This is a genomic window from Neorhizobium sp. R1-B, assembly GCF_004368875.1.
Taxonomy (GTDB): Bacteria; Pseudomonadota; Alphaproteobacteria; order Rhizobiales; family Rhizobiaceae; genus Neorhizobium; species Neorhizobium huautlense.
Window position 1 is genome coordinate 95,680 of sequence record NZ_SOEM01000009.1, and the last position, 26,473, is coordinate 122,152.

22 protein-coding genes are annotated in these 26,473 nt (G+C 59.8%); 14 read left to right on the top strand and 8 right to left on the bottom strand.

Annotation, left to right across the window (positions count from 1 at the left end; genetic code table 11):
- Positions 1–7: 7 nt before the first annotated feature.
- Entirely contained in the window at positions 8–844 is an 837-nt protein-coding gene (locus EDE05_RS14595) for a ferritin family protein (RefSeq protein WP_112800044.1), read from the bottom strand.
- Positions 845–999: 155 nt separating this feature from the next.
- Between EDE05_RS14595 and EDE05_RS14600 the strand changes: the two genes are divergently transcribed.
- The 8 genes from EDE05_RS14600 (at position 1,000) to EDE05_RS14635 (ending at position 10,169) form a co-directional block, all read left to right on the top strand.
- Positions 1,000–3,291 carry a NosR/NirI family protein gene (locus tag EDE05_RS14600; protein ID WP_166675465.1) on the top strand — a complete coding sequence of 764 codons (2,292 nt, stop codon included), beginning with the start codon at positions 1,000–1,002 and terminating at the stop codon, positions 3,289–3,291.
- Between the two features lie 24 nt (positions 3,292–3,315).
- A complete protein-coding gene (nosZ, locus tag EDE05_RS14605) occupies positions 3,316–5,235 on the top strand; it encodes a TAT-dependent nitrous-oxide reductase (RefSeq protein WP_112800046.1) in 1,920 nt (639 codons plus the stop codon).
- 32 nt (positions 5,236–5,267) lie between these two features.
- Positions 5,268–6,608, top strand: coding sequence for a nitrous oxide reductase family maturation protein NosD (locus EDE05_RS14610; RefSeq protein ID WP_245519915.1), 1,341 nt, complete (start codon positions 5,268–5,270; stop codon positions 6,606–6,608).
- Entirely contained in the window at positions 6,605–7,516 is a 912-nt protein-coding gene (locus EDE05_RS14615; RefSeq protein WP_112800050.1) for an ABC transporter ATP-binding protein, read from the top strand. Before EDE05_RS14610 ends, EDE05_RS14615 begins: the two co-directional genes overlap by 4 nt.
- Positions 7,513–8,340, top strand: a complete 828-nt coding sequence (locus EDE05_RS14620; protein ID WP_112800052.1) for an ABC transporter permease — start codon at positions 7,513–7,515, stop codon at positions 8,338–8,340. Before EDE05_RS14615 ends, EDE05_RS14620 begins: the two co-directional genes overlap by 4 nt.
- The gene (locus EDE05_RS14625; protein WP_112800054.1) at positions 8,337–8,888 is read left to right on the top strand and encodes a nitrous oxide reductase accessory protein NosL; all 552 of its coding nucleotides are present in this window, start codon (positions 8,337–8,339) and stop codon (positions 8,886–8,888) included. Before EDE05_RS14620 ends, EDE05_RS14625 begins: the two co-directional genes overlap by 4 nt.
- Positions 8,881–9,852 (top strand): FAD:protein FMN transferase, encoded by a 972-nt coding sequence (locus tag EDE05_RS14630; RefSeq protein ID WP_166675466.1) that lies wholly within the window; start codon positions 8,881–8,883, stop codon positions 9,850–9,852. The genes EDE05_RS14625 and EDE05_RS14630 overlap by 8 nt, the downstream gene beginning before the upstream one ends.
- 149 nt (positions 9,853–10,001) lie before the next feature.
- A complete protein-coding gene (locus EDE05_RS14635) occupies positions 10,002–10,169 on the top strand; it encodes a twin-arginine translocase TatA/TatE family subunit (RefSeq protein ID WP_112800058.1) in 168 nt (55 codons plus the stop codon).
- A gap of 105 nt (positions 10,170–10,274) precedes the next feature.
- Here the strand turns inward: EDE05_RS14635 and EDE05_RS14640 are convergent, their stop codons facing one another.
- From EDE05_RS14640 to EDE05_RS14670, 7 genes are all read right to left on the bottom strand, one after another.
- Positions 10,275–11,075: an SDR family NAD(P)-dependent oxidoreductase gene (locus EDE05_RS14640; RefSeq protein ID WP_105372348.1), complete on the bottom strand. Its 801-nt coding sequence runs from the start codon at positions 11,073–11,075 to the stop codon at positions 10,275–10,277.
- Positions 11,076–11,086: 11 nt separating this feature from the next.
- Positions 11,087–12,256, bottom strand: coding sequence for a zinc-dependent alcohol dehydrogenase (locus tag EDE05_RS14645; RefSeq protein ID WP_112800060.1), 1,170 nt, complete (start codon positions 12,254–12,256; stop codon positions 11,087–11,089).
- Between the two features lie 144 nt (positions 12,257–12,400).
- Positions 12,401–12,928, bottom strand: a complete 528-nt coding sequence (locus tag EDE05_RS14650) for a DUF4142 domain-containing protein (RefSeq protein WP_105372346.1) — start codon at positions 12,926–12,928, stop codon at positions 12,401–12,403.
- Between the two features lie 189 nt (positions 12,929–13,117).
- Entirely contained in the window at positions 13,118–14,674 is a 1,557-nt protein-coding gene (locus tag EDE05_RS14655) for a SpoVR family protein (RefSeq protein WP_134101813.1), read from the bottom strand.
- 12 nt (positions 14,675–14,686) lie between these two features.
- The gene (locus EDE05_RS14660) at positions 14,687–16,006 is read right to left on the bottom strand and encodes a YeaH/YhbH family protein (protein ID WP_105372345.1); all 1,320 of its coding nucleotides are present in this window, start codon (positions 16,004–16,006) and stop codon (positions 14,687–14,689) included.
- A gap of 24 nt (positions 16,007–16,030) precedes the next feature.
- Positions 16,031–17,980, bottom strand: a complete 1,950-nt coding sequence (locus EDE05_RS14665) for a PrkA family serine protein kinase (protein ID WP_105372344.1) — start codon at positions 17,978–17,980, stop codon at positions 16,031–16,033.
- 633 nt (positions 17,981–18,613) lie between these two features.
- Entirely contained in the window at positions 18,614–19,513 is a 900-nt protein-coding gene (locus tag EDE05_RS14670; RefSeq protein WP_132412319.1) for a GNAT family N-acetyltransferase, read from the bottom strand.
- Between the two features lie 249 nt (positions 19,514–19,762).
- On the opposite strand from EDE05_RS14670, the gene argE reads away from it, so the two are divergent.
- The 6 genes from argE (at position 19,763) to EDE05_RS14700 (ending at position 26,401) form a co-directional block, all read left to right on the top strand.
- Positions 19,763–20,899 (top strand): acetylornithine deacetylase, encoded by a 1,137-nt coding sequence (gene argE, locus EDE05_RS14675; RefSeq protein WP_134101817.1) that lies wholly within the window; start codon positions 19,763–19,765, stop codon positions 20,897–20,899.
- Between the two features lie 22 nt (positions 20,900–20,921).
- Positions 20,922–21,845, top strand: coding sequence for a glyoxylate/hydroxypyruvate reductase A (locus EDE05_RS14680; RefSeq protein WP_112800066.1), 924 nt, complete (start codon positions 20,922–20,924; stop codon positions 21,843–21,845).
- A 56-nt stretch (positions 21,846–21,901) separates the two neighbouring features.
- On the top strand, positions 21,902–22,258 hold the full coding sequence (locus tag EDE05_RS14685) for a cupin domain-containing protein (protein WP_112800068.1): 357 nt from the start codon (positions 21,902–21,904) through the stop codon (positions 22,256–22,258).
- Positions 22,259–22,407: 149 nt separating this feature from the next.
- Positions 22,408–23,871 carry an aldehyde dehydrogenase family protein gene (locus EDE05_RS14690; RefSeq protein ID WP_112800070.1) on the top strand — a complete coding sequence of 488 codons (1,464 nt, stop codon included), beginning with the start codon at positions 22,408–22,410 and terminating at the stop codon, positions 23,869–23,871.
- Positions 23,872–23,885: 14 nt separating this feature from the next.
- Positions 23,886–24,926, top strand: coding sequence for a tartrate dehydrogenase (locus EDE05_RS14695; protein ID WP_105372430.1), 1,041 nt, complete (start codon positions 23,886–23,888; stop codon positions 24,924–24,926).
- A 17-nt stretch (positions 24,927–24,943) separates the two neighbouring features.
- Positions 24,944–26,401 (top strand): NAD-dependent succinate-semialdehyde dehydrogenase, encoded by a 1,458-nt coding sequence (locus tag EDE05_RS14700; RefSeq protein ID WP_105372338.1) that lies wholly within the window; start codon positions 24,944–24,946, stop codon positions 26,399–26,401.
- The last annotated feature ends 72 nt before the right edge of the window (positions 26,402–26,473 follow it).

Consider the following 26,473-nt stretch of genomic DNA (forward strand, 5'->3'; position numbering starts at 1 on the left):
CCGCCATCTACTCGCGGATGAATACGAGGCATTCGATGAGAGCTCCGGCCGAAAACTGCGCCTTCGCGCGCATATCTTCGTTCCTTTCGTGCTCCGCGAGATCCAGATAGGCATCGAGGATGAGTTCGCAGAGCGGGACAAGCCGTGTGCCGGCGCCTTGCGAGGCATTGTCCAGCACGCTGGTCCTGCCGTAGGGCTTGGCGAGAATATCTCCGCTACGTGCCCGCGACGCCACCGCCAACATGCGCAATCTTTCCGCTTCGTCCCGTGTAACCTCGTTGGCTTTTGCTTCAAGGTGATCTGCAAGGCGCAGTTCCAGCTGGGCCAGACCGGGACGCGCCGGATTTCCCTCCGCATGGCGCAAATTGTGAAAGGCGCGCCGACGTTCGCGGCGAAGAGTTGCCACATGGCCCAGTTCCTCGCGCGCCATCTGTTCGGCAGCGTCCCGTATCTCGTCGGATGGCGCGTGGGCGGCGACATAGGTCCAGAACACAAAGGCGCGTTCCTCATTGCGTACCGCCATGGAGAAGGCCCGATATGAGCTGAGAAGTTCCGGCGCGACCAGGCTCGCTCCCTCATCGTCGAACATTGCCTGCTCGGGGCGAACCACCGCTGGAATGGCAACAGCTGACTGCTCGATCCATCGATCGACATTGCCGAGATGCCCCTCTTCCTCCGCACACAAGGTTTCGAAGACAGCAGCAAGATCCGGGCGATGCTCTCTTCTCATGCGTTCGGCAAGCGCCGTATATCCGGCGATCGCCTCCTGTTCGAGAGCCCGGGCCATCGACAGAAGCGCTTGCATCGATTCGATCTGCCACGGTTGTTTTCCGTCGTCTGCCATTCTTGCTCCCTCGCCGGCTTTCCTGACGCGCATCCGCCAAGTCCCGCCAATCTGCGCGAAAGATGCCTCTCAAAGTTTGACTTAGCACAAAGTGCACCCGTGTTGCCCTCGATAGACAGGCTTCAACAGCATAGAGGCGTCGCGAAACGAAGCGGATGATAAAGAGCATAATTTCGAGCGGCAGTCGCAGGCCTCTGATCTGGCTGATCGCGATGGTGGCCTTCCTCTTTTCCGCCATGGCGTTTACATCGTCCAGCCATGCTGCCGATGCACTCGTCGGCTATCTCAACAAGGTGGGGCCGGACGACCTCTTCAAGGGCGCGGATCGCTTTGGCGATCCCGTTGGCGAGCCGCCGATCGCACCGGTTCTGCGCGGACAGGAGTTGCTCGGCTACGCCTACCTCAACTCCGATTTCACGAGTTCCATCGGCTACTCGGGCAAGCCTATCCATATCGTCGTCGGCATTGATCCGAAGGGCATCATCCGCGGCTTCAAGCTCGTCGACCATAAGGAGCCGATCGTATTGATCGGCATTCCTGAGGAAAAGGTCGTTGCTTCCATGAACGCCCTGATCGACAAGGACATGGGCCGCGTGGCGTCAGGCGCCGAGCGGCCACCCCAGGTCGATATCGTCAGCGGCGCCACGGTCACGGTACTTGTCATGGGCGACAGCGTGTCGCGTGCGGCAGTCCAGCTCATTCGCGCCAACCGCATCGGTGTCGGTCTCGCACCGACGGCGGCGCCTTCCTCAGAGAACCGCAAGCTCGATCTGACAAAGACCGCCACCAGCGATTGGCAGACACTTCTGGGCGACGGATCGGTTCGCAGCTTACGGATGACAGTGGGAGAGGTCTCCGATGCATTCCGCGCGGCTCGCCAAACGATTGCAGCGGACAAGCCGGAAACGAAGAATCGGGACGATCGTTTCATCGATCTCTACCTCGCGCCTGTCAGCGTCCCGGCGATCGGCCGTACTCTTCTTGGAAATTCCGCCTATGAGCGGTTGGCCGCGCAGTTGAAGCCGGGGCAGTCGGCGATCCTGGTGGCGGGCGACGGCGCCTACTCCTTCAAGGGCTCGGGCTATGTGCGCGGCGGCATTTTCGACCGCATCGAGCTTCTCCAGGACGGCCAAGGCCTGCGGTTCCGCGATCGAGATCACACCCGCATCCCGGCGCTGGGGGCGGAGGGCGCTCCCCGCCTGCGCGAAATCGCGTTGTTCGTGGTGCCCGCCGACTTTGCCTTCGACGTGACCGAGCCGTTCGAATTGCAGATGCTGGTGCAACGCAGCGCCGAAGGCCGCGACAAATCGATTCTGCCCTACAACCTCTCCTATGTCCTGCCGGACAGCTACGTAACGAAAGAGGCGCCGCCGGCACCGGCGCAGGCCGCAGCACCCCAAGCAGCCACGCCGGCGAGCGATATCCTTTCGGACGCGCAGGTCGCAGAGGGACAGCCGTTGTGGATGCGGATGTGGGACATGAACCGCATCAAGATCGGCATCACGATTTCTGCGCTATTGGTCCTTACCGCGATCTTCTTCTTCCAGGATTGGCTGGTAAAGCGCCCTGTCCTGTTCGCCTGGGTGCGCCGCAGCTACCTCCTGTTCACCCTCGTGTGGCTCGGCTGGTATGCCAACGCCCAGTTGTCGGTGGTGAATGTCCTCACCTTCGTCAATTCGCTGATCACCGGCTTCAATTGGGAATTTTTCCTGTCGGCTCCGCTGATCTTCATCCTGTGGGCGGCGATTGCCGCCGGTCTTCTCTTCTGGGGTCGAGGCCCTTTCTGCGGCTGGCTCTGCCCCTTCGGAGCCCTCCAGGAACTGACCAATACAGTTGCGCAAAAGCTCAAAGTTCCGCAGGTCCGGCTTCCCTGGGGGCTGCATGAGCGGTTGTGGCCGATCAAGTACATCATCTTCCTCGGCCTCTTCGGGTTGTCGCTCTATTCCGTCGCACTCGCCGAAATGTTCTCGGAAGTCGAGCCGTTCAAGACTGCGATCATTCTGAAATTCGCCCGCGAATGGCCGTTCGTCATCTTCGCCCTGACCATGCTGGCTGCCGGCCTGTTCATCGAGCGCTTCTACTGCCGGTATCTCTGCCCTTTAGGCGCCGCTCTCGCCATTCCCGGGCGCATCCGGATGTTCGAGTGGCTGAAGCGCTGGCCCGAATGCGGCTCGCCCTGCCAGCGTTGCGCCAAGGAATGCCCTGTTCAGTCGATCCATCCGGAAGGCCAGATCAACGTCAACGAGTGCATCTACTGCATGCATTGTCAGGAACTCTACCATGACGACCACCGCTGCCCGCACATGATCCAGGTGCGGCTGAAGCGAGAAAAATTCATGGCTCTTTCGACACCCGCATCCCGGGGAGAACCCCCGCCAAAAACGGTTGTCACCCACAATGGCGCTCCGATCGGCAGGGCCGGCGGAACGTCGGAAAACCCTGCGTGATCAACAAGCCTAAGAGAGGTTACAATGTCTAATGAGGAAAACCCGATGCGCCTGAACAGGCGTCAGATACTGGGGTCGACGGCCATTGCCGCGGCGGCCGGGGCGGCTTCTATCGGAGGCGCGCTCAGCCTGACAGGCGCCGTCGCCACTCCAGCGGCGGCCCAAGGGTCGTCCGACCACAGCTACGAGGTCAAGCCGGGTGAACTGGACGAATATTACACATTCTTCTCCAGCGGCCAGACGGGCGAGGTCCGGGTTGTCGGCCTGCCCTCGATGCGCGAACTGATGCGCATTCCCGTGTTCAACCGTTGCAGCGCCACTGGTTGGGGACAGACCAATGAAAGCCGCAAGATCCTGACCGAAGGGCTCCTCCCCGAATCCGTGGAATTCCTCAAGGATCTCGGCGGCACCTATGTCAACGGCGACCTGCACCATCCGCATCCTTCATTCACCGACGGCACCTATGATGGTCGTTATCTGTATGCAAACGACAAGGCCAACACGCGCGTTTGCCGTATTCGCCTCGACGTCATGAAGTGCGACAAGATCATCCAGCTGCCGAACCAGCACACCGTTCACGGCCTTCGCGTCCAGAAATACCCGAAGACGGGCTATGTGTTCTGCAACGGCGAAGACCGTGTGCCGATCCCCAACAATGGCAAGGTGCTTGACGATCACAAGCAGTATCACGCCATCTTCACCGCGGTGAATGGCGAAACCATGAAGGTTGCATGGCAGGTCATGGTCGACGGCAACCTCGACAATGTGGACTGCGACTATCAGGGCAAATATGCATTTGCGACCTGCTACAATTCCGAGGAGGGCGTCAATCTCGAACAGATGATGTCCAGCGAGCAGGACTGGGTCGTGGTCTTCAACCTGAAGCGGATCGAGGAAGCCGTCGCCAAGGGCCAGTTCAAGGAAATGGGCGGCGTGCCGGTGATCGATGGCCGCAAGGGTTCGCCCTTTACCCGCTACATTCCGATTTCCAACAGCCCGCATGGCATCAATACAGCGCCCGACGGCATCCATGTCGTTGCCAATGGTAAGCTTTCCCCAACCGTCACGGTCTTTGACGTTCGCAAGTTCGATGATCTGTTCAACGACAAGATCAAGCCGCGGGACTGCGTTGTCGCCGAGCCGGAACTGGGCCTCGGCCCGCTGCACACAGCCTATGACGGCAAGGGCAATGCCTATACCACGCTCTTCCTCGACAGCCAGGTCTGCAAGTGGAACATCGAGGACGCGAAGCGCGCCTACGCAGGCGAAAAAGTCAATCCGATCCGCCAGAAACTCGACGTCCACTACCAGCCGGGCCACAACCATACCTCGATGGGTCAGACCAAGGACGCGGATGGCAAGTGGCTTATCTCCCTCAATAAGTTCTCCAAGGACCGCTATCTGAACGTTGGTCCTCTGAAGCCGGAAAATGATCAGCTGATCGACATCTCCGGCGACGAGATGGTCATCGTTCACGACGGCCCCTCCTTTGCAGAGCCGCATGACGCCACGATCGTCCACGCTTCGAAGATCAATCCGGTGCATGTCTGGAAGCGCGACGACCCGTTCTTCGCAGATGCCGTGGCCCAGGCCAAGGCGGATGGCATCGACCTGATGATGGACAGCGAAGTCATCCGCGACGGCAACAAGGTCCGCGTGTACATGACATCGTCGGCGCCGGCATTCGGCTTGGAGACTTTTTCCGTGAAGCAGGGCGATGAAGTGACCGTCTATGTCACCAACATCGACGAGGTGGAGGACCTGACCCACGGCTTTGCCATCATCAACTATGGCATCAACATGGAGATCGGCCCGCAGGCAACCGCCTCGGTCACGTTCAAGGCCACCAAGCCGGGCGTCTGGTGGTATTACTGCTCCTGGTTCTGCCATGCCATGCACATGGAAATGAAGGGCCGCATGTTCGTCGAACCGAAGGCGGCGTGATGTCTCTTCGTCACCCGACGATACGATCTGGGATGGCGGCCTTCTTGGCCGCCATCCCAGCCGTGACGCTGGCGGCGGATATTTCCGTGTCACCGGCCGACGTCGCATTGCAGGAGGTTATCTCAAGAGCCGCGCCGGGAGACACGCTTGTCCTCTCGTCTGGCGATTACAGAGGTCCCATTGTGATCGACAAGCCTCTTGCGCTTGTCGGAAGGCCAGGTGCTGCCATCACAGGCAGCGGCGAAGGCAGCGTAATCACCATCGCTTCGCCCGGCGTAACCGTGCGTGGGCTCTCCGTCACCGGATCGGGCCGAAACCTGTCGATGCGTGATTCCGGTATCTATGCGACGGAGGAGGCAACCGGCGCAGTCATCGAAGACAATACGGTCACCGACAATATGTCCGGCATCTATCTCTATGGCGCGGCTGATTCCATTGCCCGCAACAACCGCGTGATCGGCCTCAGATCCGGCCGCATGAGCGAGGCCGGTAGCGGCATCACCATCTGGAACGCACCCGGCGCCAAGGTAATCGGCAACGACGTCAGTTTCGGCCGTGACGGGATCGCGTCGACCGCCAGCAAGAACAACGTCTTCAGCGGAAATCGTTTTTCCGATCTGCGCTTTGCGATCCACTATATGTACACCAACGACAGCGAGATCAGCGACAATGTCTCGACCGGCAATTCGGTCGGCTACGCGATCATGTTTTCGAAACGGCTGAAGATCGTCGGCAACGTTTCGAACGGGGATCGCGACCATGGGCTGCTTCTCAATGCGGCCAACAGTTCGGAAATCCACGGAAATACAGTCATCGGCCGGATGCAGCCGATCGATCGCTGGCTTTCGGCCGGTCAGCAGACAGGCGAACATGGAATGCCGAAAACCGAGGTCGCGGATGTGGCTTTAGAGGGCGGTGCTCGGCTCGGACCCGAAAAATGCGTCTTCATGTACAATGCCAACCGCAACCGGTTTGCGGATAACCACTTCGAAAACTGCGCCATCGGCATCCATTTCACCGCAGGCTCCGAAGGCAATCGGATGAGCGGCAATGCCTTCATCAACAACCGCAACCAGGTCAAATATGTCGGCACCCGTTTTCTCGACTGGTCCTTTGAGAACCGCGGCAACTACTGGAGCGATAATCCGGCTTTCGACCTCGACGGAGATGGCATTGCCGACAATCCCTACAGGCCAAACGATCTGATTGACCAGGTGCTGTGGACCTCGCCGCAGGCGAAGGTCCTGATGACCAGCCCGGCTGTTCAGGTCATCCGCTGGGCACAGGCCCAATTTCCGGCACTCCTGCCTGGCGGCGTGGTGGACAGCCACCCTCTGATGGCGCCGATCAATGAGAAGAAGGCAAGACCATGACGGCGACAGTTTCTGCCACCGGTATTTCCAAGCGCTACGGACGCGTTGACGCGGTGAAAGATGTGGCGTTTACACTCAATGCCGGCGAGACGATCGCACTTGTTGGACACAACGGGGCGGGCAAGACCACGCTGATCAAGCTCATGCTGGGGCTGATCCGCCCGACCACCGGCACCTTGAAGATGTTGGGCGAGGATCCTGCCCAGGGCGACTTCCATGTTCGCCAGCGGCTTGGCTATCTGCCCGAAAGCGTGTCCTTTCACATGGCGCTGACCGGCCGGGAAACCCTTTCCTTCTATGCCCGCCTGAAGCGGGTCCCCCTTTCCTCCGCCGATGCACTGTTCGAACGCGTCGGTCTTGCTCAGGAAGCTGCCGACCGCCCGGTTCGCACCTATTCCAAGGGTATGCGGCAACGGCTTGGGCTCGCCCAGGCCCTACTTGGCGAACCGCGCGTCCTGCTGCTTGACGAGCCGACGAGCGGTCTCGATCCGGCGCTTCGCCGCAGTTTCTACGACCTGATTGCCGACTTGCGTTCCGACGGCGCAACGGTGCTGCTCTCTTCCCACGCATTGACTGAACTGGAAGACCGCGCCGATCGCGTCATCATCATCAACCGGGGCGTAAAAATCGCCGATGGAACGGTCGACGAACTGCGGCGCATTGCGCGCTTGCCAACCCGCATCGGCGTCCGCTTCGCCGAGGATCCCGGCCCCGAATGGCCTTCTGGAGAAACAGGCTGGAAGCGGACGCCCACAGGCGCCTTCGAAACCGAAGTCGCGCCGGAGGACAAGATCGCGCTTCTGCACAGGATGACCGTCCAGCCCGCAAAACTCGCGGATCTGACCGTGATCGAGCCGACGCTTGATGATCTCTACGCACATTTTCTGACGGGGCAGGCGTGCAAATGACCAACATTCTCATCATCGCCCGCAAGGAGATCCAGGAAGGATTGCGTAACCGCTGGGTCCTGGCGACCACGCTGCTGCTAGCGGCCCTTTCCCTGACCCTTTCTTTCCTCGGCAGCGCCCCAACCGGCAATGTCGGCGTCAACCAGTTGGATGTGGTGATCGTCAGCCTTTCCAGTCTAACGATCTTCCTGCTGCCGCTGATCGCCCTGCTGCTCTCGCACGATGCCATTGTCGGGGAATCCGAACGCGGCACCATGCTGCTGCTGCTCAGCTATCCGATTGGTCGTGGCGAGGTCATCTTCGGTAAGTTTTTCGGCCACCTGGCTATCCTCGCTTTTGCCACGCTGATCGGCTTCGGAGCCTCGGCGGCGGCCCTGACATTGACAGGTACGGATATTACCGGCGAAAGCTGGTTGGCCTTTCTCTCCATGCTCGGCTCTTCGGTATTGCTGGGTGCAGTGTTTCTTGCCATCGGCTATCTCACAAGCACGCTCGCCCGCGAACGCAGCACAGCAGGCGGCATTGCGATCGGCATATGGCTGTTTTTCGTGCTGATCTACGACATGGCGCTGCTCGGCGGACTGGTCGCTTCCCAAGGCCGCGCCGTGCCGGCCCTCCTGCTCGATCTTCTGCTTGTCGCCAATCCGACCGACGCCTACCGCCTGCTCAATCTCGGCTCCGGAAACGCCGGCACGCTATCAGGTATGGGAGGGGTTGCCGCCAACAGCCGGCTGTCGGCTCCTGTGATGATCGTGGCGCTCTCCCTTTGGACCATTGTTCCGCTTGGTGTTGCCACTTTCTTTTTTTCCAGGAGAGAAGCATGAAAATTCGCCTGTCCATCATTGCACTTGCCTCGACGCTCCTGCTTTCCGGATGCAGCGGTCAGGAAGAGGCAACCCCACCCGCTCCCTTCGCCCTTACCGAGGATGCGATGGGCCGCTATTGCGGCATGAACGTGCTCGAACATCCAGGGCCAAAAGGACAGATCATTCTTGAACATATCCCGGAAGCGATCTGGTTTTCGTCGGCCCGGGATACCCTGGCCTTCACCATGTTGCCGGAGGAGCCGCGGGATATTGCGGCCATCTACGTATCCGACATGAGCAAGGCTCCAAGCTGGGAAGAGCCGGGAGCGGAAAACTGGATAGACGCAAAGAAGGCCTATTTCGTCATCGGCAGCTCACAGCGCGGCGGCATGGATGCAGACGAAGCGGTCCCCTTCTCCGTTCAGGAGGATGCGCGCAGCTTCGCGCAACAACATGGGGGGAAGATCGTCGGTTTCAGCGATATTCCAAGGGATTACATCCTGAGCGCCGGTGCGGCGACCGATACGGCATCAAATGACACCACAGAGGGGCAGGCAGATGACTAGCGGGATATCACGCCGCAGAACGTTGCGGATCCTGGGTGCAGCCGCCGGGCTATCGTTGCTTCCCTCCCACGGTAGGGCCGGCGTGGAAATCGAGCCGGTCGTTTGGCATGGCCATGCGCTCGGAGCCCCGACGACGCTCATACTCAACCATCCGGACCGCTCATTTGCGAAAAACCTGATCAGCCGTGTGGTGGCGGAAGCCCGCCGGCTCGAAGATGTCTTCAGCCTCTATCGCAGTCATTCCGAGCTATGCGAACTCAACCGTGTTGGTGCCTTGGCGGCTCCGTCGCGAGATCTGGTGGCCGTGCTGGAAGCGAGCCGCGAAGCCTGGGAGAAAACGAACGGAATTTTCGACCCCAGCATCCAGCCGCTCTGGGCACTTTACGCCCGCCACTTCAGCAAGACCGATGCCGCGGCCTCCGGCCCTTCTCAGGTCGAGCTGGAGCAGGCCAGAACCTCCATTGGTTTTCAGCACCTGGAGTTCAGCCGTGATCGGATCGTCTTCAAAAGGCCCGGTATGGCGTTGACGCTCAACGGGATCGCCCAGGGTTACGTCACGGACCGAGTGGTCGCCCTGATGCGGGAGAGTGGCATCGAGAGCAGCTTGGTCGACATGGGCGAAAGCTACGCAATCGGGACGAAGCCTGACGGGTCATCCTGGCGCATCGGATTGACGGCAAACCAGACAGATACTCGAACGGACAAGGTGCTTTCGGTGGTGAATAAGGCAGTCGCCACATCAAGCTTCTCCGGTTTCCATTTCGACAACGCCGGGCGTTTCAGCCATATACTTGATCCCCGGAAAGGCAAGATCGCTCCCCTCTACCGCAGAGTGACCGTCATTGCCGATAACGCTACCCGGGCCGACGCCTATTCGACCGCATTTGGTCTGATCGATCCGCAAACAATCCAAACAATACTTGCGGGAGAGCAGACTGTTTCGGTTGATGCCGTCCCCGTCTAGATTTTCCGCCGGTCTTGCTGTGAGCGCAGCCCTTCTTTCGTGCGTCAACGCTGCGCTGAGACAACCCGGAAGCTCCCACGGCAAGCAGTGCTCAGACCGGATGTGGTTCGAGAAGTTCTATTCTTCGCAGCTAACTCAGGAGTAAAAAAATGGGTTCCTTTAGTGCCTGGCATTGGTTGATCGTAGTCGCAATCATTCTGCTGCTATTCGGTCGAGGAAAGATCCCTCAGTTGTTGGGTGATCTGGGGCAAGGAGTCAGAGCCTTCAAAAAAGGTGTTTCTGACGACAATACGTCAGGCTCCGACGCAAGCCGTTAAGGGCGGGGCCGGATTATGTCGATGCAAGATCCTGTCCGCATCGGCACGGAAGGCCCTTACGTTAGCGGCATTCCAAAATATTTTATATTCCGCTGCCTGGCATCGTCAGTTCTTCGCGGAACCTGGTTCCGTCATCTTGCGGTGCTGCCTGGCTAGAACTTCGGACGGCGTGACGTTGGCGGCTGCCGACATCAGCTTGTTCTTCCATCCCGAGACGACGTCGCCTTCGCCTTCCATCATCGCGTCATAGCCAATCTTGGCGACCGGTGCCGGATCGTCCTTCTTGGCCTGGCCGACTCGTGTGTCCATGAGATCGGCGCGTTCGAAGAATTCGGTATCCGTCGCGCCCGGCATAAGGCAGGTGACCGTGACGCCGGTATTCCTCAACTCTTCGCGCAGTGCGAAGGAGAAGGAGTTGATGAAGGCCTTGGTGCTGTTATAGACCGCCTGGAATGTACCGGGAATAAAGCCGGCAATCGAACCGGTGAAAAGAATGCGCCCTTTACCACGGGCCCGCATGCGATTGCCGATATCATGGACCAGCGCCAACGTGCCGCTGATATTGGTGTCCACGACCCGTTGTACATCATCAATGTTTTCGTCAAGAAAGCCGTCGCCGAGGCCCCTGCCTGCGTTTGCCATCAAAAGGTCGATCGGTTTTCCGAGAGCGGAGATTCCCGCAACAAACCGGCGCACGCCATCGCGCGTTGAGAGATCGACCTGCATGGCTTCAACCTCCACGCCAAACTCCCTGAGCTTCGTCGCCGCCTCCTCAATTTGCGGCTCGTCTGCTGCGATGGCAAGATCATAACCATCCTGGGCCGCACATTTCGCAAGCTCGTAACCGATCCCCGACGAGGCGCCGGTGACGACCGCAAGGCCCTTGTCTGCTTCAGCAAGGCTCATGGCTTTCTCCTTCATGGTTTCATGACGACCTTGATGCAGCCATCCTGCTTGTCACGGAACGTCTTGTAGAGTTCGGGACCCTCTTCCAGCGTCGCGCGATGCGTTATGACGAAGGAGGGATCAATTTCACCTTTTTGGATCCGATCCATGAGGATCGGCAGGTAGTGCTGCACGGGCGTCTGCGCCATCCTGAACGTCAGGCCGCGATTGATGGCGGATCCCATGGGTATCTTGTCGAGGAAGCCGCCATAGACACCGACGATGGAGACGGTGCCGAAATTGCGGCAACAAAGAATTGCCTGACGCAGGACATGCGGCCGGTCGGTGCCCATGAACATGGCGACCTTGATCCGGTCGATACGTGAGTCCCAGCTTGCCGAGGCATCCGCTTCCGTACCGACCGCATCGATGCACGCATCCGCTCCGCGGCCGTGTGTCAGTTCCATGATTCGGTCGTAGATGTCCTCGTCCAGAAAATCGAGAGTGATCGCACCCGCCGAGGCTGCAAGCGTCAGTCGTTCCGGTACCGCGTCAATCGCAATTACCCGTGCGGCGCCGAGCAGGAAGGCAGAACGGATGGCCATCTGGCCGACAGGTCCGCAGCCCCAGATCGCAATCGTGTCGCCCGCCTGAATGTTGCAGAACTCGGCGGCCATATAGCCTGTCGGAAAGATGTCGGAGAGGAACAGGACCTGCTCATCGGTCAACCCCTCCGGAACCTTGATCGGACCGACATCAGCGTAAGGCACTCTCAGATATTCCGCCTGGCCACCGCTATAGCCGCCAAGCAGATGGGAATATCCAAACAGGCCTGCCGGCGAATTGCCCCACAGCTTGGTCACCTTGCTCCGATCAGGGTTGGAACGCTCGCAACCCGAATAGAAACCGCGCTGGCAGAAAAAGCATTCGCCGCAGGAGATGGTGAAAGGCACGACCACCCGATCGCCCACTTTCAGCTTCGTATTATCCCTCCCCACCTCAACCACCTCACCCATGGTCTCATGGCCCATGATGTCGCCGCTACGCATCTCGGGCATGATGCCATCGTAAAGATGGAGGTCGGAACCGCAGATCGCGCAGGCGGTCACCTTGATGATGGCATCTCTGCCGTCCTGGATTTCAGGATCGGGAACGCTTTCGCAGCGGATGTCGTGTTTGCCATGCCAGGTCAGTGCTTTCACAGTAAGGTCCTCTTGAGCGTCCCGCGCCAATGACAAGCCTTTCGGCTTCGGACGGGCATCGAATGAGTTGCCGGTCTGCGACGGCTCATCGCTGTGCCGGAGGATCCAACACAGCGGGTGCAGCAGCCGAATCTGGCGTCGCGTTTACTTGTCCAGATCCTTGGCCATCTGGAGATGGTGCTCCAGGGCTGGAGCGGTCTTTGCTGCCCAGGCCTTGAGATCCGCGTTGTCTCCTTCTTCGCCATAGCGCTTGAAGAGATCCACCGCATCCTCATGGGCGTCGACTTGGTCCGAATGATACTGGTCCGTAAAGTCCTCCCCTTGCAGGCCCTTCAGCTTGTCGAGCATTTCCCGCTGTGCCTCGGTCATCGCCGTCGGCAAAGCGATCTTTACCTTGCCGCTGTCGACGAGCTGCTTAAGTTCTGTGGCCGTCTTCTGATGGTCCTGGATCATCTGCTGCGCGAAGGTCTTCGTCGCTGCGTCTGCACGTTCGACGGCGAGCTTGCTGGATTCGATTTCGAACATGTCGCTGGTCGCCGCTTCCATCACGAAATCCTCGGCCTTCGGAGGAACGCCAACAAGTGAATTCACTCCTGATTTTTCTGCGGCCGATTGGGCAAGAGCCGACGTCGCCACCATGACCATGGCAGCCGCTAGAACGGTCCGTTTCATAAGGATTCTCCTTTCGCACCAGAAACGAACACGGCATTCCCTGCATGGTTCCAGACGATGTGTGAAAATTCGGCTGAGGAGGTCGGAAACAATCTTCCGATCTCAGCCCATGGCATGTCGCCACACCTGTCGTGGCACAAACCGGCTGCCAAGATCGAAGCGTGGAAGGCCGGGATGTTTAAGCAGGCGTCAGCTGGCTGAGCGCACTACGCCGCTATCCGTGGACGAGCACTCATAAAGCACCGCGCCGCTGGAAGCATCGATCCCTGTAAGGCTCAAGTCATATCCCCAGAGCCGGCGGATATGGCCGAGCGTGGCATCGCGTTCGCCCTCCTCCAAGAGGATGCCGTTCTTTACCCAATGCTGGAGCCGAAGCCGCCGGTCGCCGAGAAGATCAACATCGACCACCTGAATATCCGGCCGGTGCGCACCGGGATCATAGCTGCGGGCAAGCGCCGAGCGGACTGCAGAATAGCCCCGCTCGTCATGGATGGAGGCCACCTCGCAGAAACGGTCGGTGGCGCGATCGGAGAGATGAAACAGACGGAATCTGCGGATCAGCGCCGGGCTCAGATATTGCAGGATGAAGGATTCGTCGCGATGGTTCTCCCACGCATCGATCAGCGTACGCATCGCGTCGCCATTGCCGGCGATATCGGGAAACCAGTCCCGGTCCTCCGCCGTCGGCGCCATGCAGATACGCTCGATATCCTGCATCATAGCAAAACCTAAAGCGTAGGGATTGAGACCGGAAAAGCGTGGATCATTAAAGCTCGGCTGAAAAACCACGTTCGCGTGGCTCGCCAAGAGCTCCAGCATGGCGCCCTCGCTGATCTGGCCCTTATCGAACAGCCGGTTGAGGATCGTGTAATGCACGAAGGTCGCGCAGCCTTCGTTCATCACCTTGGTCTGACCCTGTGGGTAGAAATATTGCGCAATCACGCGCACGATCCGCAGGATCTCGCGCTGCCACGGCTCCAGAATCAGGCTATTCTTTTCGAGAAAATACAGCAGGTTCTCCTCTGGCAGATGGAGCGCCTTCCTGCGCTCCATCGCCTCCTGTTCCGCCTCCTCGACATCGGCGGCACCCGCCGTCGCCGGCAACGTGCGCCAGAGGTCGCTATAGGCCTGCTCCTCGTATTCCAGCCGTTCGCGCGCCCGCTCCGTCACCTTGGCCGGGGAAAGCCGCGGCGGGCGGCGGTAGTGGAAGACGCCCTGGTCCATCAGTGCATGGGCCGAATCGAGAATTCCCTCCACGGCTGCAAGCCCATGCCGCTCCTCGCATTTGGCGATGTATTTTTTGGCGAAGTCCATGTAACCGAGGATCGCTCCGGCATCCGTCCACTGGCGGAAGAGATCGTTGTTCTTGAAGAAATGGTTGTGGCCGAAAGCGGCATGCGCCGTCACCAACGCCTGCATCGGCATGGTGTTTTCTTCCATGAGATAGGTGATGCAGGGATTGGAATTGATGACCAGTTCATAGGCGAGCCCGCGCATACCCTTGCGGTAGAGGTGGCTTTCGAAGGCGAAGCGCTTGCCAAAGGACCAGTGCTGGTACATCAGCGGCATGCCGATGGAGGAATAGGCGTCGAGCATCTGTTCGGAAGAGATGACCTCGATCTGGTTGGGATAGATATCCAGCCCCAGTTCGCCGACGGCGATCTCTTCGATGGCGTCGTAAGCGCGCGACAGCGTGGCGAAGTTCCATTCGGAACTTTCAAACAGCAAGGTGGCGTCGCGTGCCATGATCACTCCGTTTCATCGGCCGGGCTGGGCTGCCTTGTGCCGGGCAAAGAGTTTTCGGAAAACCGGATAGATATCGGCGGGCCTCGCGATGCGGGTCATTTGGAAATTCGCTATCCTGCTCTCGACGGCGCGATAGGCTCGCCAGAGGGCCGTGCCATTGTCCGTCGCGCCGAAAATCTCGCTTTCCCGCTCGTCGATAATCTCGACATAGGCATAGTACTGGCAGAGCTTCATAAGGGCGTCGCGCAAGAGCTGTGCACAGCGCTCGGAATCTCCGGTAGCATTGTCGCCGTCGGAGGCCTGCGCGGCATAGATGTTCCAGAGATTGGAGGGATAGCGATCGAGGATGATGCGCTGCATCTCCTCCAAAGCCGTGGAAACGATCGTGCCGCCGCTCTGCTTGCTGAAGAAAAAGGTCTCTTCGTCCACCTCCCGCGCCTCGTCGGTATGGCGGATGAAGACGATATCGATGCGCTCGTAGCGCCGTTTCAGGAAGAGATGCAGGAGCACGAAGAAGCGTTTGGCGAGGTCCTTTTCCCGCTCGCCCATCGAGGCGGAGACGTCCATCAGGCAGAACATCACGGCATTGGCATTGGGAAGCGGCTGGCGTTCGAAGCGATTGAAGCGCACGTCGACAGGATCGACATAAGCGATGCGCCTGCGCTTCCTTTCAAGTGCCTCGATCTCCTCGCGCAGCGCGGCAAGGCGCCGGCGCTGCATCTGGGAAAGGTTCTCCTCCCCCTCCAGCGCGGCGATCTCCCCAGCAAGCTCCTGGTGTTCCTTGCTGTTCGGACGATGCAGCGCGATACGCCGTCCGAAGCTGTTGCGCATCGTGCGCCCGACATTGATGTTGCTCGGCGTGCCCGATGTGGTGAAACCGACGCGATGAGGCTTGTAGGTCACGGTCTCCTTGAGATTGAGCTTGACCATGTCGGGAAGCTCCAGATCCTCGAAGAAGAGGTCGAGCACTTCATCGCGCGAGAGAACGAAGAGGAAGTCGTCCTCCCCCTCGCCGCGGCCCGGCCCGCGGCCGACACCCTGCCCCCCGCCAGTCTCCGGTTTGCCGATCCGGTCACCCGCCGAAAAGCTCTCGTTGCCGGGAAGGACATGTTGCCGTTCACCGCTGGTCGAGGCGTTGCGGAAACTCGGCTCGTCAGCGCCACGCTTCGGCACCGGCACGCCATGCGCCGTATCGACATCGGCAATCCGATCGGATTTCACACGGTCGCTGATCGATCGCTTGAGTTCATCATGCACACGCCGGATGAAACGCTGCCGGTTGCCGAGGCTGCGGTCTTTGGGGTTGAGCCGGCGATCGATGAAGTTCGGCATTGACCCGCCCCCGCAACGGTATTGTCAGCCAGCCTTGTTGACACGCATGTACCAGTCAACGAGCCGCCGGACCTGCCGCACGGTATAGCCCCGCGCGGTCATGCGCTCGACGAAATCGGCGTGCTGCTTTTCGGTGGCACTGTCCTTCTTCGAACCGAAGCTGATGACCGGCAGGAGGTCTTCGACCTGACCGAACATCCGCTTCTCGATGACCTCGCGCAGCTTCTCGTAGCTCGTCCAGGCGGGGTTTCGCCCGCCGTTCCGGGCGCGGGCGCGCAGAGTGAATTTGACCACCTCGTTGCGGAAATCCTTGGGATTGGCAATGCCCGCCGGCTTTTCGATCTGCGAAAGCTCGCTGTTGAGAATGTCTCGGTTGAGGATCTGGCCGGTGTCCGGGTCCTTGAAATCCTGGTCCTCCAACCAGGCATCCGCATAAGCGATGTAGCGATCAAACAGGTTCTGACCGTATTCGCTGTAGGATTCCAGATAGGCCTTCTGAATCTCATGGCCGATGAACTCCGCATAACGGGCGGCGATTTCCGAGCGGATGAAGTCGAGATAATTCGCCTCGACCTCCTTCGGGAACTGCTCGCGGCGGATGGCCTGTTCGAGGATATACATGAGGTGGACCGGATCGGCCGCCACCTCCTTGGTATCGTAGTTGAAGGTTTCCGACAGGACCTTGAAGGCAAACCGCGTGCTGATACCGTTCATGCCCTCATCGACGCCGCCGGCATCGCGGTATTCCTGCAGAGACTTCGCCTTGGGATCGGTGTCCTTCAGGTTCTCGCCGTCATAGACGCGCATCTTGGTATAGGTCGGCGAATTCTCGTGCGGTGTCAGGCGTGTGGCGACCGTGAAACGGCTGAGGTTTTCCAGCACTTCCGGCGCGCAGGGGCTGTCGGATAGCTCGCTCTCGCGCAAAAGCTTCTCATAGATGAGCCGCTCCTCGGTGACACGCAGGCAATAGGGCACCTTGACCACGAGGATACGGTCGAGGAAGGCCTCGTTGTTCTTGTTGTGCTTGAACTGCAGCCATTCCGACTCGTTGGAATGCGCCAGCACGATGCCCTGATAGGGGAAGGCGCCGAAATTTTCCGTGCCGTTATAACTGCCTTCCTGCGTAGCCGTCAGCAGCGGGTGCAGCACCTTGATCGGCGCCTTAAACATTTCGACGAATTCCAGGAGCCCCTGCGTCGTGCGGTTGAGGCCGCCGCTGTAGGAATAGGCATCGGGGTCGGCCTGGCTGAAATTTTCGAGCTGGCGGATATCGACCTTGCCGACCAGGGCGGAGACGTCCTGGTTGTTCTCGTCGCCCGGCTCGGTCTTGGCGATGGCGATCTGGCGCAGGCGCGACGGCATCAGCTTGACGACGCTGAACTTCGAGATATCGCCGCCGATCTCGTCGAGGCGCTTGGTAGCCCAGGGCGAAATGAGACCGGTAAGACGCCGCTTGGCGATGCCGTATTTCTCTTCCAGAAGGTCGCCCATGCGTTCGCGGCTGAACAGGCCTAAGGGGGATTCGAAGACGGGGCTGATCTTGCCGTCGATGGCGAGCGTGTAGATCGGCTGCTCTTCCATCAGCTTCTTCAACCGCTCGGCAAGCGACGACTTGCCGCCGCCCACGGGGCCGAGCAGATAGAGGATCTGCTTGCGTTCCTCCAGTCCCTGCGCGGCATAACGGAAATAGCCGACAATGCGCTCGATCGTATCTTCCATGCCGAAGAAGTCGGAGAAGGAGGGGTAGAGCTTGATCGTGCGGTTGGCGAAGATACGCCCCAGGCGCTCGTCCGTGCTGGTATCGACGAGCTTGGCCTCGCCGATGGCCGCGATCATGCGCTCCGGCGCGGTCGCATACATGCTCGCATTGTCGCGGCAGCCAAGCAGGTATTCCTGTAGGCTCAGCGTCTCGCGCGCTTCACTAGCGTAGGCTTTTGAAAAGAGATCGAAAACGTCACTGCCGTCGGTTCGCATGGAACCCTCCCACAGTCGCCGGACCCAGCCGCATCAGCTGGCGGCCTGTAAAGTAATATACGAAAAAAACACGAGCTTTGTTCCCGCCGACTTCATAAAAGATATCAAATTCATGTGCCCACGATATTTCGGTCGGATTTCTCTCCTTACTATCGCGCTTCCGCTGCGCCAGTTCCAGGTCGTTTTCAGTCGGTAGCTCGACGGTCGTAAACTTGTGCCTGCTTCTGCGAACCAGATAAGTTATCGTGAGGCAAACCAAGCCGTAGCGAAAGAACCGCTTGTGAATAGTGCTCGGGGCCTGCTGTCACGACTGTCGTTAGTTGCCGACACTATTCTTCTGGGCTGACACAGTCCGCCGTTGTTTGCACGACAACCACACTCCAGCATCAGACATCCAACCGCGCACCGTCTCGCGCGGCACGAGCAGGCTATCACGTCCGGCCAACCTCTTCCACCGCCAAGGGCGTCCGGAAATCCGTTTAGACCGTTTTATTGCTCGCCTGAATCCGAACGAGAATCCTTGCAGATCGGTTTTGTGTTTCACAGATGCTCCGCAGCCCCTATTTCTATTGCGACAAGGCCGTGGCTCCTGAGGTCTATGAGATGCTGGTCGCTGGGATCAGCGCTGGCCGGTCAGCCGAGAGACTGTGACACCATGCCGTAGACGACGGCATCGCCATCCTCTCCAGTCCCGTAGCTGGCACCTTCCTGCTTCACCATCGTCGTTACAGTATCGAAAACGGCAAGCCCAGACTGCTGGATGAAACTGGCGAACGGGCCTGCCTCGAAATGCGTGTCGAGTCGTAGGAAGCCATCGATATGCGCCGCGACATGGGGATGGGTGACCCTGATCGCGTCCTCGTCGTTGCGCGCAATAACCGGACCGACGACAAATCCCTTTCCGAAGCGGCGACGCATGGAATAGGCGCGTAGCACGTCGCCGTTATAAAGGCCATAACAGACTGAACTTCCGAACAGCCGCAGCAGATGCGCCCGGCGATCGATGCCGAAGGCCGGTGCATCCAAGGCAATGAGGGTATCCAGATCGCTGGGGTCCAACCGTCGCAGCACAGTACCCTCCTCCAGTGGCGGTGGTGCCGCAGGCGTCACGGCAGTCCCCTGACACTGATAGACTGTACGCTTTGGTTTGAAGCCCAGCGAGAAATAGAGGCGCCTGGCCTCGCGCGTCGAGTTGAGGCGGATGCAGTCATGGCCACAATCCGCCATGATGCGCTGCATCAGCCATTTGGCCGCGCCCCTTGCTTGCAGCCTCGGAGACGTAATCAACATGCCGAAGGTCGCGAAACTTGGACCATGGGGAAACCACATGGCGGACGCGCCGACACGGCCTATCTCGTCGAGTGCGACAAAGCCTTTTCCGATGTCGAGAAGATGCTGCCAGTCCGCGGCGCGATGCGGCCAGCCTACCGAAATCGACAATGCGTGAAGTTGCGAAAGTTCGACATTCGCGACGTCGGCGAAGCGCATCTCGAAATTGTCGACATTAAGGGTTCTGAGTAATTCGCTATCCATCATTCATCCAGCCGGATGGCATACCCTCTTCCCGGGCGAGCCGCTCGTTGTCCCGCGGTTATGTTAATGGACATCGCGCGAAACATTTCACTGCCAAAGCAAGGTCGAACACAAGATTTGACCGCATCACACCGACTTTCGGCAGCCATTGGTGTTCCATGCCTCTAACCTTGATCGTCAGAATTGGTTCGCATGTTCCGCAGGAACGGATGGACACATGTGTAATGACGATTTTCAGAGGCAGGAAGTATGACGACGCGCGCCGTGGACATATTAGAGAAGCTGGTCGGCTTTCGGTCGGTCGTCGGCATGCCCAATGGCGACATCGTCGAATGGGTTGTCGCCTATCTGAAGTCTCTCGGCATCTCGGCGCATGTCCTTCCCGGACCGGAAGGCGACAGGGCAAATCTCTTCGCGACGATCGGCCCGGCCGACAAGGCCGGCTATATCCTTTCCGGCCATACGGATGTCGTACCGGCAGCCGAGGCGGGCTGGAATAGCGATCCCTTCGTGGCAAGCGCGGAAGGCGACAAGCTCTATGGCCGTGGTACAAGCGACATGAAGGGGTTTCTGGCGGCGGCTCTCGCTGCCGTGCCTGCGCTGCTTTCACGCCCTTTGTCCCGGCCCATCCACCTCGCCTTCTCCTATGACGAGGAAGCCGGATGTCGCGGGGTTCCACACCTCCTCGCCCACTTGCCCGATCTCTGCGCTCCGCCGCTCGGCGCAATCATTGGCGAGCCGAGCGGTATGCGGGCCATTCTTGCCCACAAGGGTAAAGCGGCAGCGCGCCTGACGCTGAAGGGCCGATCCGGTCATTCCTCGCGGCCGGATCTCGGCCTCAACGCCGTCCACGCCATGACTGAGGTGCAGCAGGCCGCTGTCGCAGCTTCCCTTGAGCTGTCGCATGGACTGTTCGAGACCGAATTCGACCCCCCCTATTCCTCACTCTCGATCGGCACGATCAGCGGCGGTCAGGCGGTTAACATCATTCCCGAGCTCTGCACGATGGAGCTGGAGGCACGTGCCATCTCGTCAGTAGATCCCCAGGCGCTTCTCGCGCCTGTCCGGACAGCAGCCGAAGCATTGGAGCAGAAGGGGTTCGGCGTCGATTGGCAGCTCCTCAGCAGTTATCCGGCGCTGAGGCTTTCACCGACCGCTCATCTCGCCGATCTGCTGAGGGACCTCACCGGGATCGAGCCGCTTGCCGCGGTCAGCTACGGAACGGAAGCCGGCCTTTACCAGCGCGCAGGTATCGATGCGATCATATGCGGACCCGGCGATATCGGGCGTGCCCATAAACCCAATGAATTCATCGCGGCGAGCGAGCTTGCTGCCTGCCAAGCGATGATCGAGGCGCTGGGTGACAGATGCCGGGCCGAAACCTGACGAGCGAGAGACATAGCCAATCATGACATTTCTCTTCAATTCCGATGCCGCTCGCGGCCAGGTCTTTCGCGACATCCTCGCCCGTGAACTGCCAGATCTGCCATTCTCGATGGATGCAGCCAGCGTCAATCCCGATGCGGTCCGCTACATCATCACCTGGACCGTGCCCACGGACCTGTCGCGCTATCGCAATCTCGAAGTCGTTTTTTCAATCGGCGCCGGCGTCGACCAATTTCAGGCAGCAAAGATTCCGGATCACTTGAAGATCGTCCGGATGATCGAGGACGGCATTATCCGTATGATGCAGGAATATGTGACGCTTGCGGTGCTTGCGTTGCACCGCAACTGGCCGACCTATATCCGCCAGAAGCAGTCGGAATTTTGGAACTCCTTGCCGCCGGTGCAGGCCGCCGATCGCCGTATCGGCATTTTAGGCCTAGGCAGTCTCGCCCAGGCGTCCTTCGTTCGGCTGCAACCCTTCGGCTTTCCGCTTTCGGGATGGAGCCGTTCGGCTCGCGAGATCGAGGGCGTGCGCTGTTTCCATGGCGAATCCGGCTTGAAAGCCATGCTTTCGGAGACAGACATCCTGATATGTCTCCTTCCCCTTACCGACGAGACCCGCGGTTTCCTCAATGCTGAAGTCTTCCACCAACTGCCCCAAGGGGCAGCTTTGGTGCAGGTTGGCCGCGGGCAGCATCTGGACCACGAGGCGCTTATCTCGGCCCTCAACAGCGGCCACCTTTCCGGTGCGGTGATCGACGTCACCGATCCACAGCCTCTGCCGGCCGGGCATCCGCTTTGGAAGCATGAGCGGATCATCATCACGCCCTATACCGCCAGCGTCACCCAACCCCAGACGGCCGCACTCGCGGTTGCCAACAATATCAAGCTGCTGCGTTGCGGACTCGACCCCATAGGCCTGGTCGATCGCCAGCGTGGCTATTGAAGCCTCCACCCCCCCGACAACCCCGAAACAGAAGTCCCTGCACAAAAGGAACAGCCATGTCGCTTCTCAAGACCATCGAGACCTATCCTTCATTCGCACCGCGCGAGGACAAGCCGACGGCGGAGCGGCTGATTTCCGGAAATCCGGAATTCAAGACATGGGCGCAGGATATGTCCCATGGCGAACTTGTCCGAACCGGCATATGGGAAGCCACGCCCGGCCTGACGCATTCGATCAAGGGCGAAACCTTCGAGTATTGCCATATCATTTCCGGCGTCGTGGAAATCACGCCGAAGGATGGCAAGCCCGTGATCTACAAGGCGGGCGACAGCTTTGTCATGAAACCCGGCTTCGTCGGCGTCTGGAAGACGATCGAGACCGTCCGCAAGATCTACATCGTCGTCACGCCGTGAGACGCGACCCTTTGGCGGATCGGCGTGGCCGCAGAATACACCGTGAAGCGGTGTCAAAACGGATGATTGCGCCGTAGCCCTTTCGTCTACCGGATCAAGCCATGCAGTTGATCCTGTAGAATTATCGCCAAGTGACCGGAGGTAAGCCGATGAGCCTGAGTTTCGATCCTGACAGCATCGCCCTACCGATGGGACATTTCATCGGCGATCGCTTGGTGGCAGCCGAAGGCGTGATTGCCATGCGCCGCCCTTCGGACGGCAAAGCCTATGCCGATTGTCCGGTCGCCAGCGCCGATCTTGTCGATCAGGCAGTGCAGACAGCAAAAAAGGCCCTGAAGGACAGCAACTGGAGCGGAATCCGTCCGCGTGAACGCCTGAAGGCGCTGCATCGCTGGGCGGATCTCATCGAGAAGAACGCCGTTGAACTGGCAAAGCTCGAAGCCCTCTCCTCGACCCGGCCGGTCGGCCATCTGGTCGACGGCGACATTGGCATCTCGGCCGAACAGATCCGCTTCTTCGCCGAATTCGCCGACAAGGAAGGCAGCGATCTCGTGCCGACCGACGACGGTAATCTCGGCATGATCATGACCGAGCCCTATGGTGTCGTCGGCGCGATCACGCCCTGGAATTTTCCCCTCAACATGGCTGCATGGAAACTCGGCCCGGCGCTTGCGGCCGGCAATGCGGTTGTGCTGAAACCGTCTGAATTGACTCCGTTCTCGACCATTCGGCTGGCGAAGCTTGCAGTCCAGGCGGGCATACCGGCCGGTCTGATCAACATCGTGCTCGGCGACGGCATGACGACCGGCAGCGCGATCACCGGCCATCCCGATATCGCCAAGGTGAGCTTTACCGGCTCCACCCGTGCCGGCTCCGCGATCATGGAAAACATCGCCCGCAACGGCATTAAGCCGATGACGCTGGAGCTCGGCGGCAAGAGCCCGCAGTTGGTCTTCGCGGATGCCGATATTGACAAGGCGGCAGCAGCGGTGACGGCGAGCATCACCAGCAATGCGGGCCAGGCCTGCGTCGCCGGCTCGCGCCTGATCGTCGAAAAGGGCATCGCCCCGATGCTGATCGACGCAATCCGCAAGAGGATGGCAGCCATCCTTCCCGGCCCGACCTGGGATGCGGCAAGCCAGTATTCCCCGATCATTTCGGAAAAACAGCGCCAGCGTATCGACGACATCATCGCAGCCTCGGTCTCTGAGGGTGCGGAATGCCTGACCGGTGGACGCTCCATGGACATGCCGGGATACTTCTACGCGCCGACGTTGGTGGCCGGCATCGACCAGAACTCGCCTGCCATCGTCGAGGAGATTTTTGGACCTGTCCTGACGCTACAAACCTTCGAGGATGAAGAGGAGGCCATGAGCCTGGCCGATCATCCCAGCTACGGGCTGGCGGCGGGCCTCTTTACCAACGATCTTTCGCGCGCCATCCGCCTCACCCGCCGGCTGCAGGCCGGCACAATCTGGGTCAACCGCTACGGTCGCTCTCGTGACCACATCCTGCCGACCGGCGGCTACAAGCAGTCCGGCATCGGCAAGGATCTCGGCCGGGATGCTTTCCAAGCCAATCGCAAGAGCAAGAGCGTCCTTATCAGCCTCTGAGGATTTTTATGAACATGACAACATACAAGGTTGCCCTGATCCCCGGCGACGGCATCGGCCGTGACATGGTTGCCGCTGCATGGCTTGTGCTGCAAAAGGCGGCCGGTCCTCACGGCTTTGGTCTCGAGGGCGCGGATTTCCCTTGGTCCTGCGCCTTCTACAAGGAAACCGGCGCGATGATGCCGGCCGATGGCATCGAGACGCTACGCGGCTTCGACGCCATCCTCCTCGGCGCGGTCGGCTGGCCGGCGGAAGTGCCGGATTCAGTCTCGCTGCATGGCCTCCTTCTACCGATCCGCAAGAGTTTCGTGCAATATGCCAATATCCGCCCGCACCGGCTGCTCGCCGGCGTCGAGGGCCCGCTGAAGGCGACAGCCTTCGATATTCTCTGCATCCGCGAAAACACCGAGGGTGAGTATTCCGGCGCCGGCGGCCGCATCCATCAGGGCACGGCGGACGAAGTCGCTGTCGAAACCTCGATCTTCACCCGCAAGGGCGTCGAGCGCATCCTTCGCTTCGCCTTCGAACAGGCGCGCGGACGGCGCAAGAAGCTTGCTTCAGTTACCAAGTCAAACGCCCAGAAATATTCGATGGTCTTCTGGGATGATGTGACGAAACAGCTTTCGGCCGAATATCCGGATGTGGAGGTGACGAGCTACCATATCGACGCCATGGCGGCGCGGATGGTGATGGCGCCCGAGATGCTGGACGTCGTGGTCGCCTCAAACCTGTTCGGCGATATCCTGACCGATCTCGGCGCTGCCATCCAGGGCGGCCTGGGTTTTGCCGCCTCGGCCAATATCAATCCGGAGCGAAATGCGCCGTCGATGTTCGAGCCGGTACATGGCTCGGCGCCGGATATTGCCCATCTCGGTATCGCCAACCCGATCGCCACCGTCTGGTCCGGCGCCATGATGCTCGAGCATCTCGGCGAAAAGGACGCAGCGGCGGCCGTCATGAAGGCGATCGAGACGGTTACCGCAAGTGGTATCGGCACGGTCCCGGGCAAGCACAAGACGGACACCATTACCGCAGCACTGCTCGCTGCACTCTGAACCCAAGGACCGGATTCATGCAGAATTTGAAACTCCCCTCCCTGTTTCGGCAACAAGGCCTGATCGGCGGCAGTTGGGTCGCCGCAGGCTCCGGTAAGACAGTCGATGTTTTCGATCCGGCAAGCCAGGCCGTGATCGGCACCGTTCCGGACATGGGCGGCGACGAGACCCGTGCAGCGATTGAAGCTGCAAACAAGGCCTATCCGGCGTGGAAGAAAAAGACCCATGCCGAGCGCGCCACGCTGCTGGAAACCTGGTACGCCCTGATGCACGAGCATCTTGAGGATCTGGCACTGATCCTGACCACCGAGCAGGGCAAGCCACTAGACGAGGCGCGCGGCGAGATCCGCTATGGCGCATCCTTCGTGAAATGGTTCGCCGAAGAGGCGCGGCGCATCGGCGGTTCGACCATCCCCTCTCCGACGCGAGATCGCCGCATCATCGTGTTGAAGGAACCGGTCGGTGTTTGTGGTATCATCACGCCCTGGAATTTTCCGAATGCGATGATTACCCGCAAGATCGCGCCGGCACTCGCGGCCGGCTGCACGGTTGTGGTAAAGCCTTCGGAATTCACGCCCTATTCGGCGCTGGCGCTCGGCGTCCTTGCCGAAATGGCGGGTATTCCAGCGGGTGTCATCAATATCGTCACCGGCATGCCGACGGAGATCGGCAACGAAATCATGGCCAACACGACGGTGCGCAAAATCTCGTTCACCGGCTCGACTCCCGTCGGTTCGCTTCTGATGCGCGGGGCTGCCGACAGCATCAAGCGGCTCTCGCTCGAACTCGGCGGCAATGCACCCTTCATCGTCTTCGATGATGCGGATCTCGATCTCGCCGTTGAAGGCGCGATCATCTCGAAATTCCGCAATGGCGGCCAGACTTGCGTCTGCGCCAACCGCATCCTGGTGCAGTCCGGCATTTACGATCGGTTTGCCGAGAAGCTGACGGCACAGGTCGATGCGATGAAGGTCGGCCCTGGCACGGAGGCAGGCGTGTCGATCGGCCCGATGATCAACGGTGCGGCGCTCGCCAAGATCAACCGCCATGTCGAGGACGCACTTTCCAAGGGCGCCAAGATCGTGACGGCAAAGGCGAACCTGCCGGCGGGCAGGCAGTACACGGCTCCGGTGGTTCTGACCGGCGCCACCACCGACATGCAGCTTGCAAGCGAAGAGACATTCGGTCCCGTCGCCCCCCTCTTCCGCTTCGAAACCGAGGAAGAAGCGATCGCGATCGCCAACGGTACGCCGTTCGGCCTCGCCGCCTATTTTTACACGGAAAACCTAAAGCGCGCATGGCGGGTCGGCGAGGCGCTGGAATTCGGCATGGTCGGACTGAATACCGGCCTCATCTCGACCGAGGTCGCTCCGTTTGGTGGTGTCAAGCAATCCGGTCTCGGCCGAGAAGGCTCGCAGCTCGGGATCGACGAGTATCTGGAAGTAAAGACGTTCCATATGGGCGGGCTCAACTGAGCCTGCCTTCCTGATCTCAAAGCCAGCAAAAAGGGTGGCCTGCGATTGCAGCCCACCCTTTTTCCGATGCTT

Coding starts and splice junctions, on each gene's coding strand:
- EDE05_RS14595 (WP_112800044.1), bottom strand. CDS start 844: ATGGCAGACGACGGAAAACAACCGTGGCAGATCGAATCGATGCAAGCG.
- EDE05_RS14600 (WP_166675465.1), top strand. CDS start 1,000: ATGATAAAGAGCATAATTTCGAGCGGCAGTCGCAGGCCTCTGATCTGG.
- nosZ (WP_112800046.1), top strand. CDS start 3,316: ATGTCTAATGAGGAAAACCCGATGCGCCTGAACAGGCGTCAGATACTG.
- EDE05_RS14610 (WP_245519915.1), top strand. CDS start 5,268: ATGGCGGCCTTCTTGGCCGCCATCCCAGCCGTGACGCTGGCGGCGGAT.
- EDE05_RS14615 (WP_112800050.1), top strand. CDS start 6,605: ATGACGGCGACAGTTTCTGCCACCGGTATTTCCAAGCGCTACGGACGC.
- EDE05_RS14620 (WP_112800052.1), top strand. CDS start 7,513: ATGACCAACATTCTCATCATCGCCCGCAAGGAGATCCAGGAAGGATTG.
- EDE05_RS14625 (WP_112800054.1), top strand. CDS start 8,337: ATGAAAATTCGCCTGTCCATCATTGCACTTGCCTCGACGCTCCTGCTT.
- EDE05_RS14630 (WP_166675466.1), top strand. CDS start 8,881: ATGACTAGCGGGATATCACGCCGCAGAACGTTGCGGATCCTGGGTGCA.
- EDE05_RS14635 (WP_112800058.1), top strand. CDS start 10,002: ATGGGTTCCTTTAGTGCCTGGCATTGGTTGATCGTAGTCGCAATCATT.
- EDE05_RS14640 (WP_105372348.1), bottom strand. CDS start 11,075: ATGAGCCTTGCTGAAGCAGACAAGGGCCTTGCGGTCGTCACCGGCGCC.
- EDE05_RS14650 (WP_105372346.1), bottom strand. CDS start 12,928: ATGAAACGGACCGTTCTAGCGGCTGCCATGGTCATGGTGGCGACGTCG.
- EDE05_RS14655 (WP_134101813.1), bottom strand. CDS start 14,674: ATGGCACGCGACGCCACCTTGCTGTTTGAAAGTTCCGAATGGAACTTC.
- EDE05_RS14660 (WP_105372345.1), bottom strand. CDS start 16,006: ATGCCGAACTTCATCGATCGCCGGCTCAACCCCAAAGACCGCAGCCTC.
- EDE05_RS14665 (WP_105372344.1), bottom strand. CDS start 17,980: ATGCGAACCGACGGCAGTGACGTTTTCGATCTCTTTTCAAAAGCCTAC.
- EDE05_RS14670 (WP_132412319.1), bottom strand. CDS start 19,513: ATGGATAGCGAATTACTCAGAACCCTTAATGTCGACAATTTCGAGATG.
- argE (WP_134101817.1), top strand. CDS start 19,763: ATGACGACGCGCGCCGTGGACATATTAGAGAAGCTGGTCGGCTTTCGG.
- EDE05_RS14680 (WP_112800066.1), top strand. CDS start 20,922: ATGACATTTCTCTTCAATTCCGATGCCGCTCGCGGCCAGGTCTTTCGC.
- EDE05_RS14685 (WP_112800068.1), top strand. CDS start 21,902: ATGTCGCTTCTCAAGACCATCGAGACCTATCCTTCATTCGCACCGCGC.
- EDE05_RS14690 (WP_112800070.1), top strand. CDS start 22,408: ATGAGCCTGAGTTTCGATCCTGACAGCATCGCCCTACCGATGGGACAT.
- EDE05_RS14695 (WP_105372430.1), top strand. CDS start 23,886: ATGACAACATACAAGGTTGCCCTGATCCCCGGCGACGGCATCGGCCGT.
- EDE05_RS14700 (WP_105372338.1), top strand. CDS start 24,944: ATGCAGAATTTGAAACTCCCCTCCCTGTTTCGGCAACAAGGCCTGATC.